Here is a 19,681-nt window from a genome sequence, read left to right as displayed (position 1 = left end):
CATGCCTCGCGCGGATCAGCATCCCAGGTCGGGTGCGATGGGTCGGAACGTGCGGGGTGACGGACGGGAGGCCCGTGGCGGCGTCGCCACGGGCCTCCCGTCCGTCAGGTGGTGACGACCGTCAGTGGAACTGCGGGACGATCAGGTAGATGCCGTAGAGCACGGCCAGGCCGGAGACGGCGAAGCACGCGACGGCCAGCGCGCGGAACGCGCGGACGCCGGGCTGCACGGTGCCGGGCTGGGGGAAGCCGGCCGTGGCGGGGCCGACCGTGCCGTCGTCCTTCACGGTGTACTTGCCGGCGCGGGTGTCGGCGGCGCTCCAGAGACGGAGGCCGATCGAGTAGACGAGGACCACGAAGCACGCGGCGACGACCGCGACGATCGCGACGGTCAGGAAGGCCCACCAGTCGATGCCCATCAGCAGGTGCCTCCGTCCAGGAACGCGCAGCAGCGCGAGTCAGTGGCGATGCCCATCAGCGGCGTCCTCCGTTCCGTCCGGCCATGCGGCGCAGGGTGCGCTCGCGGCTGAGTTCGGCGCGGCGCTCGGCGACCCGCGCGGCACGCTTCTTGCGCTGCATGTCGCGGAGCTCCTTGCGCGTGAAGACCGCGTTGGCGGCCACGTCGACCTCGATCGCCGCAGCCTGGTCGTGCGGCTTGCGAAGCGACCACAGGTAGAGCCCGAGGATGACGGCCGCCCCGACGACCGCGTCGATGACGAGTCCCCCGACGCCGAGCCGGGCGATGCCCGACGCGACCGCGCCGACGGCCGCGGCGGCCGGCAGCGTGATGAACCAGGCGATGACGATCTTGCCCGCGGTCGACCACTGGATCTTCGAGCCGCGTCGGCCGAGGCCCGCACCGATGATCGAACCCGACGACACCTGCGTGGTCGACAGCGCGAAGCCGAGGTGGCTCGACGCCAGGATCGTGGCCGCGGTGGACGCCTCCGCTGCGAAGCCCTGCGTGGCGCGGATCTCCGTGATGCCGGAGCCGAGGGTGCGGATGATCCGCCAGCCGCCCGTGTACGTGCCGAGGGCGATCGCGAGTGCACAGGCGACGACGACCCAGAACTGCACGCCCTGGTCCGCCGACTGCGCCCCCGAGGCGATGAGCGTCAGCGTGATCACGCCCATGGTCTTCTGCGCGTCGTTGGTGCCGTGCGCGAGCGACACCATGGAGCTCGTGAACACCTGGCCGATGCGGAAGCCACCACGCTCGTTCGGGAAGACCGGACGGCGGGTCACGCGGTAGGCGATGCGGGTGGCCAGGAGCGACACCAGCGCCGCGATCACGGGCGACAGGAACGCCGGGATGATCACGACGGTCAGCAGCGCGGCGTAGTTCACGGAGTCGAAGCCCGCACCGACGATCGCGGCGCCGATGAGTCCACCGAACAGTGCGTGCGAGGACGACGACGGCAGACCGCGCAGCCACGTGATCATGTTCCACACGACCGCGCCGATGAGGCCCGCGAAGATCATCTCCGGGCTGATCGCGACGCCACCGGGGCCCTCGTTGATCAGCCCGTGCGAGATCGACGTCGCCACGGCGGTGCTGAGGAACGCACCGACGAGGTTGAGCACCGCGGCGACCGTGACGGCCACCTTGGGCTTCATGGCACCGGTGGCGATCGGTGTCGCCATCGCGTTGGCGGTGTCGTGAAAACCGTTTGTGAAGTCGAAGAAGAGGGCCAACGCGATGACCAGGACGACTATGAGTGTGATGTCCACCGCGGGCAAGTGTCCCAGCCGATCGGCCTCGTGGCAAACCCTGTCGTTCACCTCGCGTTCACCGTGCCTGCGGGATCGTTCAGGGTGCGAACCATGTCGATGGGAGAATGAGTCCCATGGACACCGCGGAACTCCTCATCCTGTTGATCGGTTCACTCGCGGTGACCGGCTTCGCGCGGGCGAAGGGCCTCCCCGCTCCCCTGCTGGTGACGGCCGTGGCGCTCGCGGTCTCGTTCCTGCCGGGCCTGCCGGAGATCGAGATCGACTCCGAGGTGATCCTCACCGTCGTCCTGCCGCCGCTGCTCTACTCGGCCGCCCTCGACGTGTCGTGGCAGAGCTTCCGGCAGTCCATCAAGCAGATCCGACGACTCGGCATCTTCCTCGTCATCGTCACCGCCCTCGCGGTGGCGGTCGCGGCGTACGTCCTCATCCCGGACATGGACTGGCCGGCGGCGATCCTGCTCGGCGCCGTGGTCGCTCCGCCGGACGCCGTGTCCGCCGCGGCGATCGGACGGAAGCTCGGGCTCCCGCGTCGGGTGATGACGGTCCTGTCCGGCGAGAGCCTCATCAACGACGCCGCGTCGCTCACCCTCGTGCGGGTCTTCACCCTCATCGCCGCGGGCACGTCGCTGACGATCTGGCAGGACCTCGGCATCTTCGGCCTCGCGATCGGTGTCGGCCTGGCGGTGGGGATCGTGCTCGGGGTCGCCGTCCACTGGATCCGGATGCGCATCAACGACCCGGTCGTCGAGACGATCATGAGCATCCTGCTGCCCTTCGTCGCGTACGTCCTCGCCGAGCACCTCTCCGGCTCCGGGGTCATCGCCGTGGTCACCGCGGGCCTGTACATCGGCTACAACTCGCCGAAGGAGGGCTACGCGACCCGACTGCAGGAGCGCCCGCTGTGGACGAGTGCGGACGTGATCCTCGAGGGGTTCGTCTTCGCGCTCATCGGCCTACAGCTGAAGACCGTCGTGCAGGACCTCGTCGAGAGCGACCGCAGCCTGACGCAGACCCTCACCGCGGCGGCCGTCGTCCTGGTCGTCGTGATCCTCGTGCGACCGCTCTTCGTGTTCGAGTCGTACGTGCGCAACCGCTTCAACGGCCGGTGGCTGCGACCGTTGCGCGTCCGGCTGTCCCGCGGTCACCCGTCCCTGCGCTGGCTGCGCGGTTCCGCCGAACCGAAGCTGAACTGGCGGGAGCTCACCGTCATCTCGTGGACCGGCATGCGCGGTGTGGTGACCCTCGCCGCGGCGGTCTCCGTCGTCGGCAACTCGGTCGACGTCAAGGCGCAGGACACCATCTTCGTGATCGCCTTCGTGGTCACCGTCGGCACGCTCCTGCTGCAGGGGCTGACCCTGCCCTTCGTGATCCGGGCGCTGCAGGTGCAGGACCCGGCCGAGGGCGAGGCGGACGTCCGGAGCGAGATGCGCCTCAACCAGCGCACGACCGAGGCCGCGATCGCCCTGCTCGAACGGCGGCGACCGGCGTGGGCGGAGCAGTACGGCGCCGAGGCGTCGGACAGCGTCGTGAACCGGCTGAAGGCCCGTCTCGAACGGCAGGCCGAGACGTTCCGCCGCGACGCCGAGGAAGAGGAGGTCGAGGACCGCAACGCCCCCCTCCGTCTCCGCGGCGCCCAGATCCAGGACATCCGGCGCGAACTGCTCGACCGGCGGCGCGAGATCGTGCTCGAGGAGCGTGAGAAGGGCAACCTCGACGAGGAGGTCATGCGCCGCGTGCTCGTGACGCTCGACGCCGAGGAGCTCGCGATGGACTCGGCCCAGGCGTCCCGCAGCCGGTCCTGACCCGGGCGTTGCCGGTCCAGCGCCGCCGGTCCGGCGCAGCTACGGCCGCAGCCGGTCCGGAACCGACAGCTCTCGGCGCGCGGTGAGCGCCCTCGGCGTACCGTGATGCTCCGACCAGCAGAAGGAGCAGAGCGCCGAGTGAGCGAGCCGCGGAACGACGTCCCCAGGAACAGCGACCTCCCCGATCGCGACGGAGTGCCGCGGTCGTCCGCGCCGAAGCCCCGGCAGACCCGCCCCTCGACCCGCGGCGGCTCGAAGCCCCGCCGCGGCGCACCGGTCGCCGGTAGTCGCGGCAGCGGTCACCGCGCGGCACGCGTGCGTCAGGCGCCGGTGCCCGAGCCGCAGAAGATCAGTCGCTACCGCCGCTGGTACGGCACGCTCCACCCCTCGCTGCAGCTCATCGGGCTGCAGCTGTGGATGCCGCTGTTCTTCATCGTCGGCTTCTGCCTCTGCTACGTCTTCGCCTTCCACGCCCCGCACCCGCACGACGTCCCCGTGGCGCTGGTCGGCAGCGACCCGACGCTCGTCGCCGCCGTCGACAAGGCCCTGCCCGGCGAGTACGTCTTCCACGTCTACGACTCGCTCGCCCGGGCGAAGCAGGACGTCCTCGCCGGCACGATGGCCGTCGCCTACGACCCGTCCGCCAACGAGGTCTTCAAGGCCAGCGCCCACCAGTTCCAGGTCGCCTCGCTCGTCCCGGCGACGCTGACCTCCGTGCTCACCGGCATCGGCGTCGCCGCCCCGACCGTCACCGAGCTCGCGCCGCTGCCCGCGTACGACGAGTACGGCACGGTCGCGATGTACGTCATGCTCGCCTGGTGCATCGGCGGCTACATGGTCGCGATGTTCATCGGCATCATGGGCGGCCCGCTGCGGCACCGCACTCGGATGACCGTGATCGTCGTCGGCGGCCTCGTGATCTCGCTCATCACGAACACGCTCGCCGGACCCGTCGTCGGGGCGATCCACGGGCACTGGATCGAACTCGTCCTGATCGCCTGGGGCTGGATCGTCGCGATCGGCCTCGCCGTGAACGGCCTGAGCTACTTCGTCGGCCGCTTCATCGCCGCACCCGCGATGATCTGCTTCGTCTTCCTCTCGATGCCGTCCTCCGGCGGCGCGTACCCGAAGTGGTTCATGCCGGAACCGTTCGCGTGGCTCAACCACGTCGTGGTCGGTTCGAGCATGGTCGACATGATCAAGCACGAGATCTACGGCGTCGGCCCCGGGTTCGGCCGCGGGCTGGTCACCATGGCCTGCTACGCCGCCGCCGGGCTCGTGCTGATGTTCATCGGCAAGCAGTGGTGGGAACGCCGCCGGATCTCCGCGATCGTGAACGACCGCACGACGATGTTCCAGGACGCGCAGACCGCGAACCGCGAGTTCCTCGGGAAGCAGCGGGACGCCGAGCTCGAACGCCACGGCCTGACCTCGACCGAGACCGGCACGCTGAGCGTCCTGCGCGACGACGACTGGGAGGACGACCGCGCCTCCGGCGACGTCTTCACCGGCGGCCGGGACGGGCTCGAGCAGGAGACCACCCCGACCGGACGCATCCCCGTGGTGCGGCAGGCGGACCGGTCCGGCCCCGGTCGGCCGGGAGGCTCGTCCAGCGGCCCACGGACCCGTCCCGTCCCCCGCGTGGACGCGTCCGGTCGCCGCCCGGCCCCGGCAGGATCCCGCACGACGCGGACCGCCGCGCCCGAGGAGCGCCAGCACGGACGGCACGCCGAGCGCTGAGCGACTCCGTCCCCCGCTCGGTCGTTCCCCGGACCGCGCGTATCCTGATCGGCATGCACCCGCGCACCGCCTGGCACCGCGTCCTCGTCACCGCCGTCGTCGCGTTCCTCGTGATCGCGGCCGTGCTCTACGCGGCGAGCGTGTTCCTCGCGCCCGCCGACGGCCGGAACACCGCCGGACTGTTCGTCGGCTGGGCGATGTTCGCCGTCCTCGGGGCGATCGCGGCCGGGATCGTCGACTTCTTCGTCCGCCCGCTCGGCGGCCGCAGCGGGGACGCCGACGTCATGGCAGCCGCCGAGGAGGCGCGCACCGGCAGCACCCGCGTGCAGCAGGGCCGCGCCGGCGCCCGCTAGACCCCCGCGCAGCCCGCGAGTGGGCCGCGCCGCCTGTCAGTGGGCCGCGCCGCCCGTCAGACGCCTGCGCCGCTGAAGCCCGAGACGGTCGCGTTGTCCTCCGCGAAGGTGAAGCGCGCCCGGACGCTCCCGCCGGCCAGCACCCCCGGCAACCAGTAGCGCGCGTCGTCCCACATCGCGTCGTACGGCACCGCGTCGACCGGGACCCACCGCGGCTCCAGCTCGTCGCTGCCCGAGGGCTCTCCCTGCCAGCGGCGGCACACGTAGACGTCCGAGACCTGGGACCAGGACGGACGGAACGGGAACCGGTAGTCCAACGTGCCACGCGCCTCCAGGTCGGCCGTCTCGAGGCGCAGGCCGACCTCCTCCGCCACCTCGCGGACCGCTGCCGCCACCGGCGGCTCCCCCGGCTCCCGCTTGCCGCCCGGCCCGACCAGCCGTCCCGAACCGAGCCCGCGGCGCTTCTCGCCGAGCAGCACCTCTGGGCCGTCGGCGCCGTCACGGAGCAGGTAGACGACCACGACCGGGGCGTGCTGGGACTTCGTCTCGTCGCGTTCGGTCACGGTCCCCAGTCTGGCGGACGTGTCCGGTGGACGCTCCGTGCTGGCGTACGATCGCTGGCATGGCAGGCGGGCTGCGGGGGCACCATGGCTGAGCCCCGCAGGACCGGGCGCAGCCTCGAAGTGCTGCGCGCCGAGGCCGCCGAGGAGATCTCGATGATCGTCGAGCACCGCAGCCGCGCGGGCGAGGACCCGTGGGAGTTCATGCCCACGCTCCCGACCGTCGACGAGCAGGTCGTGCTCATCCTCCGGGCGGACGCGGTCGAGCTCGACGCGGCGATCGGGCAGCGCAGCGCGCACTGGGCGGGTCACCCGGCCTCCGGGCAGGGCACCGAACTCGGTGAGGAGTACCACCGGCTCCGCCGCATCGCCCTGCAGCACCCCGAGCTGACGCCCGCCGTGTGGAAGCTCATGGGCGCGCTCCCCGGCCGCGACTGACGCCCCCGGCCCGGCGCTGCGGTTGGATGGTGCCATGACCGACACCGTCCTCGCCGTCCTCAACCAGCCCTCGCGCGACGCCGCCCCGCACGACCCCGAGGCCGACGCGTACACGTGGGCGAAGCCGCTCGAGGAGCACCTGCAGGTGCAGGACCTCGGTGCGATCCGCGGCGACGGGGTGTTCGAGACCATCACCGTGGTGGACGGTCGGCCGCAGGCACTCGAACCGCACCTGGCTCGGTTCGTCCGGTCCGCCGCGATGCTCGACCTCCCGGCGCCGCACCTCGACGCGTGGCGACAGGCGATCGAGGCGGCGTGCGCCCGGCTCGACCCGGTGCGCGAGGCGTTCGCGAAGACCGTGATGACGCGCGGCGTCGAGGGCTCGGGCCGTCCGACCGGCTGGGTCTACGCGGCGCCGTCCGGCGACCAGTCCGCCGCACGCACCGAGGGCATCGCCGTCGTGACGCTCGACCGCGGCTACCGGCACGACGTCGAGCGGACCTCGCCGTGGCTGCTGCAGGGCGCGAAGACGCTGTCCTACGCGGTGAACATGGCGGCGCTCCGCGAGGCCGAGCGTCGCGGCGCCGACGACGCGCTCTTCGTGTCGACCGACGGCTACGTGCTCGAGGGCACCCGCGCGAACCTCCTGGTGTCGGTCGACGGGCGGTTCGTGACGCCGCGGACCGACATCGGGATCCTGGCCGGGACGACGCAGGCCGACGTCTTCCGCTTCGCCGAGGGCGAGGGCATCGCGACGTCGTACGAGCTGCTCACCCTGGCCGACCTCGAGGGCGCCGACGCCCTCTGGCTGCTGTCGAGTGTGCGCCAGGCGGCACCGATCCGGTCGGTGAACGGCGTCGCGCGGTCGATGGACCTGCCGATGACCGAGCGCATCAACGACTTCCTGCTGTCCCGCGACGCCTGACGCTCGGCGCCCCCTCCGCGGGACGCAACGTCGGCGGTTGCTCGCAGCGGTACGGCGTTGCGAGCAACCGCCGAGGTTGCGTCTTGCGGACGGGAGGACCGTGGCGGGGCCGCCACGGGCCTCCAGTCCGTCACCGGGTCACCAGCGCGGCGTGGTGACGCCCGTCCCGTCGGCCCACTCGTAGACGGACGCGCCCTCGATCCAGACGCGCGTCGCGCGGCTGGTCGCGGCGAGCGGGTCGCCGTCCCACAGGACCAGGTCGGCGTCGAAGCCCGACGCGATGCGGCCGACTCGGTCGCCGAATCCGAGGAAGTCCGCGGGGTTCGTCGTGAGGGCCTCGAGCGCGGTCTGCCAGGGCAGGCCCTCCTTCACGGCCGCGGTGGCCTGGTCGACCAGCATCGCGATCGGTACGACCGGCGCGTCCGTCGTGATCGCCACCCGGACGCCGGCGGCGGCGAGCGCCACGACGTTCGGGATGCCGCGGTCGCGGAGCTCGACCTTCGAGCGACTCGTGAACAACGGGCCGTAGATGACCGGGACGTCGCGCTCGGCGAGCAGGCCCGCGATCTTGTGGGCCTCGGTGCCGTGGTTCACGACCAGCCGGTAGCCGAACTCGTCCGCCAGGCGGAGTGCGGTCGCGAGGTCGTCGTGCCGGTGCACGTGCTGGTCCCAGGCGAGCTCGCCGTCGAGCACCCGGACGAGCGTCTCCTTCGTCAGGTCGCGGGTGAAGGGCTCCCCCTTCGCCGCGGCTGCGTCCCGCGCGGTGCGGTAGTCCTGGGCGGCGACGAAGGCCTCGCGGATGACCTTGGCGACGCCGAGCCGCGTCGACGGCGTCTTCCCCTTGTCGCCGTACACCCGCTTCGGGTTCTCGCCGAGCGCGCTCTTCACGCTCACGGCGTCGGAGACGAGCTGCTCGTCGATCGTCCGTCCGCCCCAGGTCTTGATCGCGACGGTCTGCCCGCCGATCGGGTTGCCCGACCCGGGCTTCACGACGATGCTCGTGATGCCGCCGGACAGCGCGTCGCGGAACCCCTCGTCGTCGATGTCGACCGCGTCGATCGCCCGGACCGCGGCCTGGTTCGGGTCGGTCATCTCGTTGGTGTCGTTGCCGGCCCAGCCGTTCGCCTCCTCGTGGATGCCGACGTGGCCGTGCGACTCGACGAAGCCGGGGACGAGCCAGGCGCCGGCGGCGTCGACCACGGGCAGGCCGGGCGGAGGCGCGACGTCGGGGCCGACCGCGGTGATGCGGCCGTCCTCGACGACGACGGCACCCCCGTCGAAGGGCGGGGCGGTGACGGGGACGACGTGGGCCCCGGTGACGACGAAGGAGTTGCGCATGCCACCACGGTACGGCGGCCCACCGTCGTCACCCGCGAAATCCGGATTCCTGGTGTCGGCGCGCTGGGCTGTCCTACCGTCTCGTCACCCACGATCGACGAGTCCCCAGGAGGCGCCGTGTCCCGACCCCGACCGACCTGGCCCGCGCACGGCACCGTCGTCCGCCCGTGGCGCAGCGCCCTCCGCGGCGACCGCGACGTCCGGACGACCTCGACCGTCACGGCCTCCGTCCCACCGCGCATCGCCGACGCCTGCTGGGAGCCCGACGACGCGACCGCGGCGCTGCTCGACCGGAGCCTCGATGCGCTCCGAGCCCTCGACGACGACGGTGGTCCCGATCCCCTGCACCGGCTGCTCACCCGTACCGAGGCGGCCGCGACCTCGCGCATCGAGCACGAGGACGCCACGGCCGAGGACGTCGCACGGGCCATGGTGGGTGTGCGGGCGAACACGAGCGCCTCGGCGATGGTGCAGGCCGGGGACGCCCTCGAGCGCCTGGTCCGGGCAGCCGGGGCCGGCCACCTCGACGAGGGCGCGCTCCTCGACGCGCACCGCGGGCTGCTGCGCGGTGACCCCGTGGACGGTCCGCACGCCGGCCGCTACCGCACCGTGCAGAACTGGATCGGCGGCGGACGCATACCGCGTGACGCCGACCACGTCCCGCCGCCGCCCGACCTCGTCCCCGCGCTCATGGGCGATCTCTTCGCGTTCCTCGAGCGGGACGACCTGCACCCGGTGGCCCAGGCGGCGATCGCACACGCGCAGTTCGAGTCGGTCCACCCGTTCACCGACGGCAACGGTCGGACGGGCCGCGCGCTCGTCGCCGCGGTGCTGCGCCGTCGGGGAGCGACGCGACGGGCGAGCCCACCGGTCTCGTCCGTCCTGGTCGCCGAGCGCGGCAGGTACTTCCGTCACCTGACGCAGTACCGCGACGGGCACGTCGACGAGTGGGTCCGCGAGGTGGCGATCGCCGTGGGCACCGGTTCGGACGAGGCGCTCGTGACGGGTCTGCTGCTCGACGAGGTGGCGCAGGACCGCGCGGCGACGACCTGCGCCTCCGGCCCGCACGCGGTGCTCGGGCGGGCACTCGAGCAGGACGCCGTCCTGACCGAGGACCACGCCGAGGACCTCCTCCGCCGCTCGGTCGCGCAGGGCGTCGCCAGGGGGCCGGTCGAGCCGCTGCTCGAGACCACGGTCGCCGACCTCTGCCGGGCCGGGGTCCTGCGACCGGTGACCGACCGTCGTCGGCGCCGAGCGTGGATCGCGCCGGCGGTGGTGGCCGAGCTCGACGCGTTCACCGAGCGCGTGCGAGCAGGTGTCGAGGCCCGGGCGCATAGGGTGGCGTGGTGAGCAGCGAGCACGCCCAGGCCACCCCGCCGACCGCCGCCAAGCGGCCCGTCACGCGGACCCACCACGGCATCGACTTCGTCGACGACTACGAGTGGCTGCGGGACAAGGAGTCACCGGAGACCCTCGCCCACCTCGAGGCCGAGAACGCGTGGACCGAGGCACGGACGGCGCACCTCGCGAGCCTCCGCGACCGCATCTTCGCCGAGGTGAAGAACCGCGTGCAGGAGACCGACCTCTCCGTGCCGGTGCGCATGGGCGACTGGTGGTACTTCACGCGCACGGCCGAGGGCAGCCAGTACGGCGTGCAGTGCCGCGCGCCGATCAGCGGCCCGGACGACTGGACGCCGCCCAGGGTCGACGAGGGCGCTGCGGCCCTGCCCGGTGAGCAGGTCGTCCTCGACGGCAACGCCCTGGCCGAGGGGCACGACTTCTTCTCGCTCGGCAGCTACGACATCAGCGACGACGGCACCCGCCTGCTCTACGGCGTGGACGTCGAGGGCGACGAGCGCTACACGCTGCACGTGCGCGACCTCACGACGGGCACCGACCTCGGCGACGAGATCCCGGACACCGGATCGGGCGCCACCTTCGACCCGTCCGGGCAGTACGTGTTCTACCCGACGGTCGACGAGTCCTGGCGTCCGGACCGCATCTGGCGGCACGCGGTCGGCAGCGCCACCGGCGACGACGTCGTGGTGTTCGAGGAGCCCGACGACCGCTACTGGGTCGGCGTCGGCGTCACCCGCTCGTCGCAGTACATCGTCATCGAGCTCGGGTCGAAGATCACGTCCGAGGCGCTGGTGCTCGACGCGGCCGACCCGACCGGCGAGTTCCGGGTCGTCTGGCCGCGGCGTGACGGCGTCGAGTACGAGATCGAGCACGCCATCGTCGGTGGGAGCGACCGCTTCCTGGTACTGCACAACGACGGTGCCGAGAACTTCGAGCTCGTCGACGTCCCCGCGGACGACCCGACCTCGGAGCACGACCGTCGTGTCGTCGTCGCGCACCACTCCGAGCGCCGAATCGAGTCCGTGGACGCCTTCGCCGGTCACCTGGCGCTCGAGTACCGGGCCGAGGCGCTCCCCCGCGTCGCGGTCATCCCGATCGAGGGCGACGGGTACGGCGACGCGCACGAGGTCCCCTTCGACGAAGCGCTGTTCTCGGCGGGGCTCGGCGGCAACCCGGAGTGGGAGCAACCGACCCTGCGCATCGGCTACACGTCCTTCGTGACCCCGTCCGAGGTCAGCGACCTCGACCTGGCGACCGGCGAGGTCACAGTGCTCAAGCGACAGCCCGTCCTCGGCGGCTACGACCCGGCCGACTACGTGCAGGAGCGTGACTGGGCGACCGCCCCGGACGGCACGAAGGTACCGATCTCGCTCGTCTGGCGCCGCGACGCGGTCGATGCCGACACCCCGGCGCCGCTGCACCTGTACGGGTACGGCTCGTACGAGCACTCGATCGACCCGGGCTTCAGCGTCATGCGCCTGTCGATGCTCGACCGTGGGGTCGTCTTCGCGGTCGCCCACGTGCGGGGTGGCGGCGAGATGGGTCGGCACTGGTACGAGGACGGCAAGACACTGACGAAGAAGAACACCTTCACCGACTTCGTCGCGGTCGCGGAGCACCTCATCGAGAGCGGCCGGACGAGCGCCGACCGTCTCGTGGCCGAGGGCGGCAGCGCCGGTGGTCTGCTGATGGGTGCCGTCGCGAACCTGGCGCCCGAGCGCTTCGCGGGCATCCTGGCCGCCGTGCCGTTCGTCGACGCGCTGACCAGCATCCTCGACCCGGACCTGCCGCTCACCGTGATCGAGTGGGACGAGTGGGGCGACCCGCTGCACGATGCCGAGGTCTACCGGTACATGAGCGAGTACTCGCCGTACGAGAACGTGCGCGAGGACGTGCAGTACCCGCAGATCCTCGCCGTGACGTCGATCAACGACACGCGTGTGCTCTACGTGGAGCCGGCGAAGTGGACCGCGAAGCTCCGCGAAGTCGGTGCTCCGGTGCTGCTGAAGACCGAGATGGCCGCGGGGCACGGCGGGGTGAGCGGCCGGTACGACTCCTGGCGTGAGCGGGCGTTCGAGCTCGCCTGGCTGCTCGACGTGCTCGGCCTGGCCGACGTGAACGCTGCGGCGGCCTCCGCGGAGCCGATCGCCGCCGGCTGAGCGGGGCCGACTGCCGGTAGCGCGCCGTCGGCGCGCTACCGGCAGCCCGCTGCGCGCTACCCGCGCGCCGGGCTCAGACGCGGTTGAGCGCGTGCACCGCCTGGTCGTAGGAGTCCTCCGCGAGCCGCACACGGTCCCCCGCGAGCACGCCGTAGCCGAACGTGCCCTCGCCGCCACGCTCGGCGATGCCGGAGTGCACGCGGAGCACGTCGAGGGCGTGGAGCGAGCGCACCCGCTCGGTGAGCACGTCCGCGGCGTCCCCGATCCGCTTCCACAGCGCGTGCGGGAAGGCGTCGTCACCGAGGACGTCCATCGCCGCCCGGGCGCGCGTCGCGGCCCGCCAGGCCTCTTCCGTCGCGGCACGCTCGGCGGCCTCGCGGTCGACGAGCCCGACGCTCTCGTCGTCGTCCCCGACGGCGTTCCGGACGAGTTCGCGGACACGGGGCTTCTCGATCGCCGAGACGTCCTGCGCGACGTGCTTCGGCGACCGCAGCGCCCACTGGGTCGGGGCCGGCCGCTCGACCGCGTCGTCGAGGGCGTCGAGGAGTTCGAGGTACGGCTCCGAGTGGAGGAACGCCGTGACCTCGCCGACCGCGACGGCGCGGCGCTCACGGGTGGCGGCGAGCACCCGCTCCCGGGTCATCGCGTCCACGAGCAGGTCCTGCGCCGGTGTGGACGCGTACGGGAGGCGCTCCACGAGGTAGTCGGCCAGCGCGGCTCGTGCCGTCACGGCGGCCAGGGAGTCAGCGGCCTCGGCGGCGCGGTCGGCAGCCGAGGTGGCGGGGAAGGCCGGGCGGTACGAGCCGAGCACGGCGGCGATGTCCAGGGCTGTCCGGGCCGTCTCGCGGAGGTCGGCGTCCGCGCCGGACCGGAGCTGTGCCTCCAGGGTGAGCAGGGCCCCACGCAGCTTGCGCAGGCGCTTGGTGAGCGCCCGTGCGGCGGTGTGCTTCTCGGGCTTCTCCGCCGTCCGGAGCCGCGCAGCGGGGGCACCCTCGAGGCCCCGCGCGAGCTTCGAGGTGACCGCCGCGGGGTGCGCGCCGATGTCGGCGAAGCGCCCGTCGAGCGATGCGAACAGCTCGTGCGCCACCTGCTCGTCGACGCCCTCGACCACCTCGACCTCGACCTCGCGCCAGGTGTTCGGGGTCGCGGGTGCCTGGTCGTCCAGGCGCCGGGCGACCACGCGGTCGTCGGCGAGTTCGGCGACCTGGTCGTCGTCCTCGTCGAGCAGCCGGGTGACCACCCGGATGGTGGTGATGCGGACGACGGGACGCAGGCCGCGACCACGGCGCTCGGTGAAGAGTGCGGCGAGGACCTCGTCGGGCACAGTGTCGGCGTCCTCGGTCAGGGGGAAGTGCTGCTCGTGCCGGACGGTGTCCGACGCGGCGCGCTTGATGTGCCAGCCGGCGTCCGGGCCGCCCGTGCGCCGTCGGACGGTCACGCGCGACGCGACGAGGTCGTACCGCTCGGTGTCCCAGTAGGTGGCGTCGAGCTCGAACTGCTCCTGGTGCTCCGTCCGGGCGATGCTGCCGACGCCGACGAGGTCCGGCAGGGCGTCGCCCTCGGGCATGTCGTACGTACGCTCGATCTCGAGGTGGGTGTCCGTCACGCGCTCTTGTCTACCAGGGGTCACCGGGGTTCCCCGAACCGGCGGGGTTAGCCTGGGCGTCATGAGCGAGACAGTCACCCGCGACGCGTTCGTGCCCGAGGCCGGCGGCGTCACGATGTTCACGACGACCTGGTGCGGCTACTGCGCCCGGCTGAAGAACCAGATGACCAAGGCTGGTGTGCCCTTCCGCGAGGTCGACATCGAGCACACCCCGGGCACGGCCGAGCTCGTCGCCGAGGTCAACGGCGGCAACCAGACCGTGCCGACGCTGGTCTTCCCGGACGGCAGCACGGCGACGAACCCGTCCCTGGCCGAGGTGCAGTCGCGCATCTGACGCGGCACGCGGCACGCAGCACAACCAGAAGCGGCTCGAACCACGGGATTCCGTGGTTCGAGCCGCTTCGTGTTGTGCGGGAGCACCTCGCGCCAGCGCGCGACATGGCGCCCCGCACGAGCACGAGCGCCCCCGAGCACTCAGCCCCCGAGCGCCTCCGTCAGCAGCGCCACCATCGCGTCGAGCTGGATGTCGCCCGAGTCGGCGATCTCCTCGTCGGAGCCGTCGAGCGCGCGGGCGGCCAGGGACGCCTTCGAGTCGATGAGCTCGGCGATCTTGGTGTCGATCGTCTGCGCCGCGATGATGCGCCACGCGGTGACGGGCTCTTCCTGCCCGATGCGGTGCACCCGGTCGATCGCCTGGGTCTGCTCGGCCGACGTCCACGACAGCTCGGCGAGCACGACGTTCGACGCCACCTGCAGGTTCAGGCCGACGCCGGCGGCGGTGAGCGAGCAGACGATCACGGCCACGTCGGGGTCGTTCACGAACGCGTCGATCTCGGCCGTGCGCTGCGCGGGCGTCTGGTCGCCGCGGACCGTCGCGGTCTTCAGGTGCCGACGGGCGAAGACCTCCTCCGCCTGGTCCATCACGTCGAGGTGCTTGGCGAAGAACACGACCTTGCCGACGTTCGACGCGAGCTGCGCCGCGTAGTCCGCCGCGAGCTGCGCCTTGGCGCGACCGATGCGCCGCACCATCGAGAACACGTTCTCGCCGGTCGACGACGCGTCCTGGTCCTCGAGCTCCCACCGCGCGACCTGGCGCACGAGCTTGTGGTCGATGCCGACGACCGGGTCCTGCCCGGTGCGGGCGTCGAGCGCCTGGTGGTAGCGGCGGACGAGCTTCGCGGTGAGCTCCCGCTCGGCGTCGCGGATCGAGCGGCCCTCGTCACCGTCGAGCTCGACCGGGATGTCGGCGATGCGTCGGGCGGGGATGTCGGCGGCGACGTCGACCTTGCGGCGTCGGACGATGCCCTGGTCGATGACGGCCTTGCGCGCCTCGACGAAGAAGCCGGGGTCGGCCGGGGTGAGCCCGATGTCCTCGAGCTCGTTCATGAGCGTCGCGCGGGGCTTCTTGTCGTCGATCCAGCCGAGGAACTCCCAGATCGTGCGGAAGTCCTCGACCGAGTTGATCAGCGGGGTACCGGTCAACGCCATGAACAGCGGCGACGACACCCGCGAACGGATCTGCTCGGCGAGCTGCAGCACGAACCGGGAGCGCTGCGACTCCTTGTTCTTGATGAAGTGCGCCTCGTCGACGACCATGCCCTTGAACCCGAAGGACCCGAGCCACCCGGCGTGCCGGTCGAGGATCTCGTAGTTCACGATGACGATGTCGGCGAAGCCGTCCAGGTCGTCGCCGTCGCCGTGGATGACGGTGGCGGTGCGGTTCGGCACCCAGCGCTCGGCCTCGCGCGCCCAGTTCGTCTTCACGACGTTCGGCACGACGACCAGCAGCGGGAAGGCGTTCGCGGCGTCGGCGGCGAGCAGCGACTGCGCGGTCTTGCCGAGGCCGGGCTCGTCGGCGAGCAGGAAGGTCCGGTGTCCGTGCGACGCGGCGGCGACGAGCTCCGCCTGGTGCTTCATCAGCGTGGTGCCGGAGCGCGAGTGCAGCGACGTCGGCTCGGGCAGCTGCATCGACGCCGCTCCCCCGCCCGCGCCGTACTCGAACGACTTGAACAGCGGACCGAACAGCTCCCAGTTCGCCAGGCGACGCGGGTGCGCGACGGGCTGGTCGGCGAGGGCGAAGTCCGGCGGCAGGAACGGGTTGGCGAGCTGCCGCTGCACGACCGCCTGCGGCACGACCGCGCGTACGGGCGACTCGACCACGGGCGAGGGCTCCGCCGCGATGACGAGTTCCTCGGGCTGCAGCTCCATGCCGCCGGCGATCATCATGTCGCGCTTGACCGTCCGCGTCGCCTCGCTGACCGAGGCCTCCTCGGTCAGCAGCTGGATCACGCTGGTGTCGCGCGCCGCGGTCTTCGCCAGGATCGTGGCGACGCCGTCGAGACGCTTGAGCTGCTCGGCACGCTGCGCGTCGGTGAGCTCCGGGTCGGCCTTGACCCGCGCACGCTCCTCGCGCATCAGCAGGGCCACCGCCTGGAACTTCGACCGGTTGGACGCCTTGAGCGGTCCGCGCTGCGCCGCGGCCTCGACCTCGCGCACCGCGCGGGCGAGCACCGGGATGACACCGTCGTTGTCCAGCGGCCGGGTGCGGCGCGACGCGGTCCGCGTCCCGCCGGCTGCTCGCCGGGTGCCTGATCGAGCCAACGCTCCTCCTTCTTGCGCCCGTTCCGCACGGGCGAGCCGCCGTCGTGGCGGGAAGTCCTCGACCGGCGTCTGGTGCGACCCCGGTCCACGGGCCACCCTGGCCCGCTCGTGCGCCGGTCCCGTCGTGGGACGTCCGGTGGACTCCTGCGGCTCGTGCGGCCGGCACCCCGCGGGTGCTCGACACGACGATCCGCGCCGGGAGCCGGCGCCGTCGCACGCACGTGGTGCCCGTCGGACGCCCACGGATCCGGTCCCCGCGTCGGTTCTGTGACCGACAGCCGCGTCCGGAAACGACGCGGCACGCGACGACACGGTGCGTGCTGCGCACAGTTTACTCCCGCACCCCCGACGGAGGCGACTCGACGGGACCCGCGCGCGTCGTGCCTCCCGTCCGACCCGACGTGGCCGGGACCGACGTCGGTCGGGAGGCGCGACTCCCCGCCGCCTGCCCGGCCGCGTCCGGCAGACGGCCGGGTCAGACCTGCGGTGCGGAACGCGGACGGAGCACGCCGTCCGACGGCACGGTCGGCGTCGCCTCGGCGAGCGCGGCGCGGGTCGCCGCCAACAGCTGCTGGGCCGTCCGGATCCCGTTCTCCGACCCGGTCGTGGCCTGCCCGCCCGCGTGGGCCAGGAGCTGCGCGCCGATCGCCGGACCGATGCGGTCGGCCTCCCCGGGGTTCCGGGCGACCCAGTCGCGGGCGACGGCGTCGGCGAGCCGCTCGGCCGCGGCCCCGCGCTCCGCGTCCCCGCGGGACCGGTGCCACAGCCCGGTGACGACCAGGTGGGCGACGACCGCCCCGACGTCGCGGACCGGGAAGCCCCAGCCGGCGGTGTCGATGTCGAGCAGACCGGAGATGCGCCACGGCTCGTCCTCGTCGACGAAGACCTGCTCGAGGTGCAGGTCGCCGTGCACGACCTGCTTCGTGGCGGCGCCCCAGCCGATGGACCGGCGACCGATGGCGTCGTAGAGCTCGTCGACCTCGGCGGCGTCCTGCGGCAGTGCGGCGACGAGCGTCCGGCGGTGCCAGTCCGCGTGGTCCATCGCGTCGGCTCGCGCCTGCTGCGTCATCGGGACCGTCGCGATGCGGCCGGTCAGGGCGGCGAGGGACGCGACGAACCGCGGGTCGTCGGCGATCTCGGTGATCCGGCTCCCCGCGGGCACGCCGCGGATGCGCTCGAGCACGAGCAGCCCGTCGCCCCGGCTCGACAGCACCCGCGGGACCGGCAGCCCGGCCGCGACGAACTGTTCGTGGGTCTCGACGATCGGCGCGACTCGGTGCGGGCGGACGATCTTCAGGAACAGCACGCGCTCCGGAGCGTCGACGCGCACCACCGCACGCTTGCCCGGGCGGTAGGCGGCGACCGACAGCACCGGATCGGTCACCGGCATGCCGAGGCCCGCGAGGAGCTCGGCGACGGCGTCGCGGTACGTCACCTGCGGCAGCACCGGCAACCCCGGGTCGTTCGGGTAGGCCCAGACCGAGACGGGCTCACCGGTGGCGGGGTCGGTGACGATGGCGCTGTTCTGGTCGTGGGCGCCACCGGTGTCGACGTAGGTCAGGACGGTGGCGCGCTGCCCGGCCCGGTCCACGGTGTCGACCTCGTAGCCGTAGAGGTACCCGTTGCCCGACGGCTCGACCGAGTGCGCGCGTGCGGCCACGACGGAGGTCCCGGAGCCGGCGAAGGCCTGCGGGATGACGCGCTCGTGGTTGGGCCACACGGGACCAGTCAACCGTGCGACGGCGGATTCGTCGCCATCGTGCACGGCTCGGCGTGCGGCTGGTGGCTACCGTGGTCGACGTGAACCCGGTCGCGCGTCTCCGCAGTTCCAGCCGAACGCCGTTCCTGCAGGTCGTGAAGACCGCGGTCGCGGTGGTCGCCGCGGTGCTGCTGTGCCGTGTCCTCATCGACGGACCGTTCCCGACCTTCGCCGCGATCGCCGCGCTGCTCGTCGTGCAGCCGAGCATCAACCAGTCCTTCGTGAAGGGACTCGAGCGCAGCGCCGGCGTGGTGCTCGGTGTCGTGCTCGCGACCGCGTTCCACCTGCTGCTCGGCGACTCGGTCTGGGTCGTGCTCGTCGTCATCGTGCTCGCGATCCTGCTGAGCTGGGCGCTCCGGTTGACCCCGACCTCCGCCACCCAGGTCGGCATCAGCGGCATGCTCGTGCTCACCGCCGGGGTCGTCACGCCGAACTACTCGGCCGACCGGATCCTCGAGACCGTCATCGGTGCGGTCGTCGCGCTGGCGGTGAACGCCGTGATCGTCCCGCCGGTCCTGCTCGAGCCGGCGCACCTCGCGGTCGCCCGACTCGCGCGCGACACCGCCGCCGCGTTCGAGCGGATCGCGATCGGTCTCACCGAGGGCTGGGACGCCGCCCGGTGGGACGAGGCCCTGCGGCAGGCGCGGGCGCTCCGGCAGCAGCACGCGCGGGCCGAGGCCTCGCTCACCGCTGCGGGCGAGTCGCTGACGATGAACCCGCGCGGCGGCCGGCACCGGACGATCCTGCAGCGCGACACGGCGATCGCCGAGCACCTGCGCGTGCTCGTCACGCGCGTCACCGGGATGACCCGGGCGATCCGCGACAACACCGCGCCGGACCTCCGGTCGGACCCGGTGGTGGGGAGCATCGCGACCGAGGTCGCCCGCGTCGGGGCGGACGTCCGGGCCCTCAGCGCACGGGTCGAGGCGACGCGGCTGCACCACGCGGAGCGAGACGGCTTCACCGGCACCGGTGGGGACGACACGACGGCGACGGAGCCCGCGTTGACGGCGCCGCTCGAGGTCGTCCGGCCGAACTCGCGCCACTGGGTGCTGATCGGCGCCCTGCTCGAGGACATCAGGCGCGTGCGCGAGGAGCTGCTCGGCGAGGACGACTGAGGCCCGCCGCGGGCCAGGCCGGCGCGCGGGGCGCCGTCAGGCCGACGCACGGGGCGCCGTCAGGCCGTGGCGTGGTGCGCTGCGTGGTCGGACACTGCCGCCGTTGCGACAGCGTCCGTGTCGACGGCAGCGAGAGCGTCGACGGCTCCGGCTGCCTCGACGGCGGTGAGCACCAGCCGGTCCCACAGCA

At 72.6% G+C, this 19,681-nt stretch carries 16 protein-coding genes; 9 read left to right on the top strand and 7 right to left on the bottom strand.

All coding sequences use genetic code 11. The features are described from left to right. Positions 1 to 121 precede the first annotated feature (121 nt). Complete coding sequence (locus tag D8M35_RS01825; protein ID WP_126890276.1) at positions 122 to 418, bottom strand: hypothetical protein; 297 nt, start codon at positions 416 to 418, stop codon at positions 122 to 124. A gap of 55 nt (positions 419 to 473) precedes the next feature. Further along, on the bottom strand, positions 474 to 1,730 hold the full coding sequence (locus D8M35_RS01820; RefSeq protein WP_238638055.1) for an inorganic phosphate transporter: 1,257 nt from the start codon (positions 1,728 to 1,730) through the stop codon (positions 474 to 476). A gap of 116 nt (positions 1,731 to 1,846) precedes the next feature. Here D8M35_RS01820 and D8M35_RS01815 point away from each other — a divergent pair, with 116 nt between their 5' ends. From D8M35_RS01815 to D8M35_RS01805, 3 genes are all read left to right on the top strand, one after another. After that, positions 1,847 to 3,535 (top strand): sodium:proton antiporter, encoded by a 1,689-nt coding sequence (locus D8M35_RS01815; RefSeq protein ID WP_126890275.1) that lies wholly within the window; start codon positions 1,847 to 1,849, stop codon positions 3,533 to 3,535. Positions 3,536 to 3,850: 315 nt separating this feature from the next. Beyond that, complete coding sequence (locus D8M35_RS01810; RefSeq protein ID WP_126890274.1) at positions 3,851 to 5,275, top strand: ABC transporter permease; 1,425 nt, start codon at positions 3,851 to 3,853, stop codon at positions 5,273 to 5,275. A gap of 53 nt (positions 5,276 to 5,328) precedes the next feature. Next, positions 5,329 to 5,628: a hypothetical protein gene (locus tag D8M35_RS01805; protein WP_126890273.1), complete on the top strand. Its 300-nt coding sequence runs from the start codon at positions 5,329 to 5,331 to the stop codon at positions 5,626 to 5,628. Between the two features lie 56 nt (positions 5,629 to 5,684). Here the strand turns inward: D8M35_RS01805 and D8M35_RS01800 are convergent, their stop codons facing one another. Then, the gene (locus tag D8M35_RS01800) at positions 5,685 to 6,191 is read right to left on the bottom strand and encodes an 8-oxo-dGTP diphosphatase (RefSeq protein WP_161972560.1); all 507 of its coding nucleotides are present in this window, start codon (positions 6,189 to 6,191) and stop codon (positions 5,685 to 5,687) included. Positions 6,192 to 6,275: 84 nt separating this feature from the next. Between D8M35_RS01800 and D8M35_RS01795 the strand changes: the two genes are divergently transcribed. After that, the gene (locus tag D8M35_RS01795) at positions 6,276 to 6,626 is read left to right on the top strand and encodes a tryptophan synthase subunit alpha (protein WP_126890271.1); all 351 of its coding nucleotides are present in this window, start codon (positions 6,276 to 6,278) and stop codon (positions 6,624 to 6,626) included. A gap of 34 nt (positions 6,627 to 6,660) precedes the next feature. Continuing rightward, positions 6,661 to 7,551, top strand: coding sequence for an aminodeoxychorismate lyase (locus tag D8M35_RS01790; RefSeq protein WP_126890270.1), 891 nt, complete (start codon positions 6,661 to 6,663; stop codon positions 7,549 to 7,551). A 138-nt stretch (positions 7,552 to 7,689) separates the two neighbouring features. Here D8M35_RS01790 and D8M35_RS01785 read toward each other — a convergent pair whose 3' ends face one another. Then, entirely contained in the window at positions 7,690 to 8,889 is a 1,200-nt protein-coding gene (locus tag D8M35_RS01785) for an amidohydrolase (RefSeq protein WP_126890269.1), read from the bottom strand. A gap of 117 nt (positions 8,890 to 9,006) precedes the next feature. On the opposite strand from D8M35_RS01785, the gene D8M35_RS01780 reads away from it, so the two are divergent. After that, the gene (locus D8M35_RS01780) at positions 9,007 to 10,239 is read left to right on the top strand and encodes a Fic family protein (protein ID WP_126890268.1); all 1,233 of its coding nucleotides are present in this window, start codon (positions 9,007 to 9,009) and stop codon (positions 10,237 to 10,239) included. Beyond that, the gene (locus D8M35_RS01775; protein ID WP_126890267.1) at positions 10,236 to 12,407 is read left to right on the top strand and encodes a S9 family peptidase; all 2,172 of its coding nucleotides are present in this window, start codon (positions 10,236 to 10,238) and stop codon (positions 12,405 to 12,407) included. Before D8M35_RS01780 ends, D8M35_RS01775 begins: the two co-directional genes overlap by 4 nt. A 73-nt stretch (positions 12,408 to 12,480) precedes the next feature. Here D8M35_RS01775 and D8M35_RS01770 read toward each other — a convergent pair whose 3' ends face one another. Continuing rightward, positions 12,481 to 14,013, bottom strand: a complete 1,533-nt coding sequence (locus D8M35_RS01770) for a CYTH domain-containing protein (protein WP_161972559.1) — start codon at positions 14,011 to 14,013, stop codon at positions 12,481 to 12,483. Between the two features lie 61 nt (positions 14,014 to 14,074). On the opposite strand from D8M35_RS01770, the gene D8M35_RS01765 reads away from it, so the two are divergent. Next, entirely contained in the window at positions 14,075 to 14,347 is a 273-nt protein-coding gene (locus D8M35_RS01765) for a mycoredoxin (protein WP_126890265.1), read from the top strand. 140 nt (positions 14,348 to 14,487) lie between these two features. Here the strand turns inward: D8M35_RS01765 and D8M35_RS01760 are convergent, their stop codons facing one another. Next, complete coding sequence (locus D8M35_RS01760) at positions 14,488 to 16,614, bottom strand: DEAD/DEAH box helicase (RefSeq protein WP_174234671.1); 2,127 nt, start codon at positions 16,612 to 16,614, stop codon at positions 14,488 to 14,490. A gap of 475 nt (positions 16,615 to 17,089) precedes the next feature. Beyond that, positions 17,090 to 18,334 carry a phosphotransferase enzyme family protein gene (locus D8M35_RS01755; protein WP_126890264.1) on the bottom strand — a complete coding sequence of 415 codons (1,245 nt, stop codon included), beginning with the start codon at positions 18,332 to 18,334 and terminating at the stop codon, positions 17,090 to 17,092. A gap of 80 nt (positions 18,335 to 18,414) precedes the next feature. On the opposite strand from D8M35_RS01755, the gene D8M35_RS01750 reads away from it, so the two are divergent. Then, the gene (locus D8M35_RS01750; protein WP_126890263.1) at positions 18,415 to 19,491 is read left to right on the top strand and encodes an aromatic acid exporter family protein; all 1,077 of its coding nucleotides are present in this window, start codon (positions 18,415 to 18,417) and stop codon (positions 19,489 to 19,491) included. Positions 19,492 to 19,681 lie beyond the last annotated feature (190 nt).

Source organism: Curtobacterium sp. HSID17257, assembly GCF_003989515.1.
Lineage (GTDB): Bacteria > Actinomycetota > Actinomycetes > Actinomycetales > Microbacteriaceae > Curtobacterium.
The sequence above is the reverse complement of the archived record's forward strand: the minus strand, read 5'-3'. Positions and strand labels throughout refer to the sequence as shown.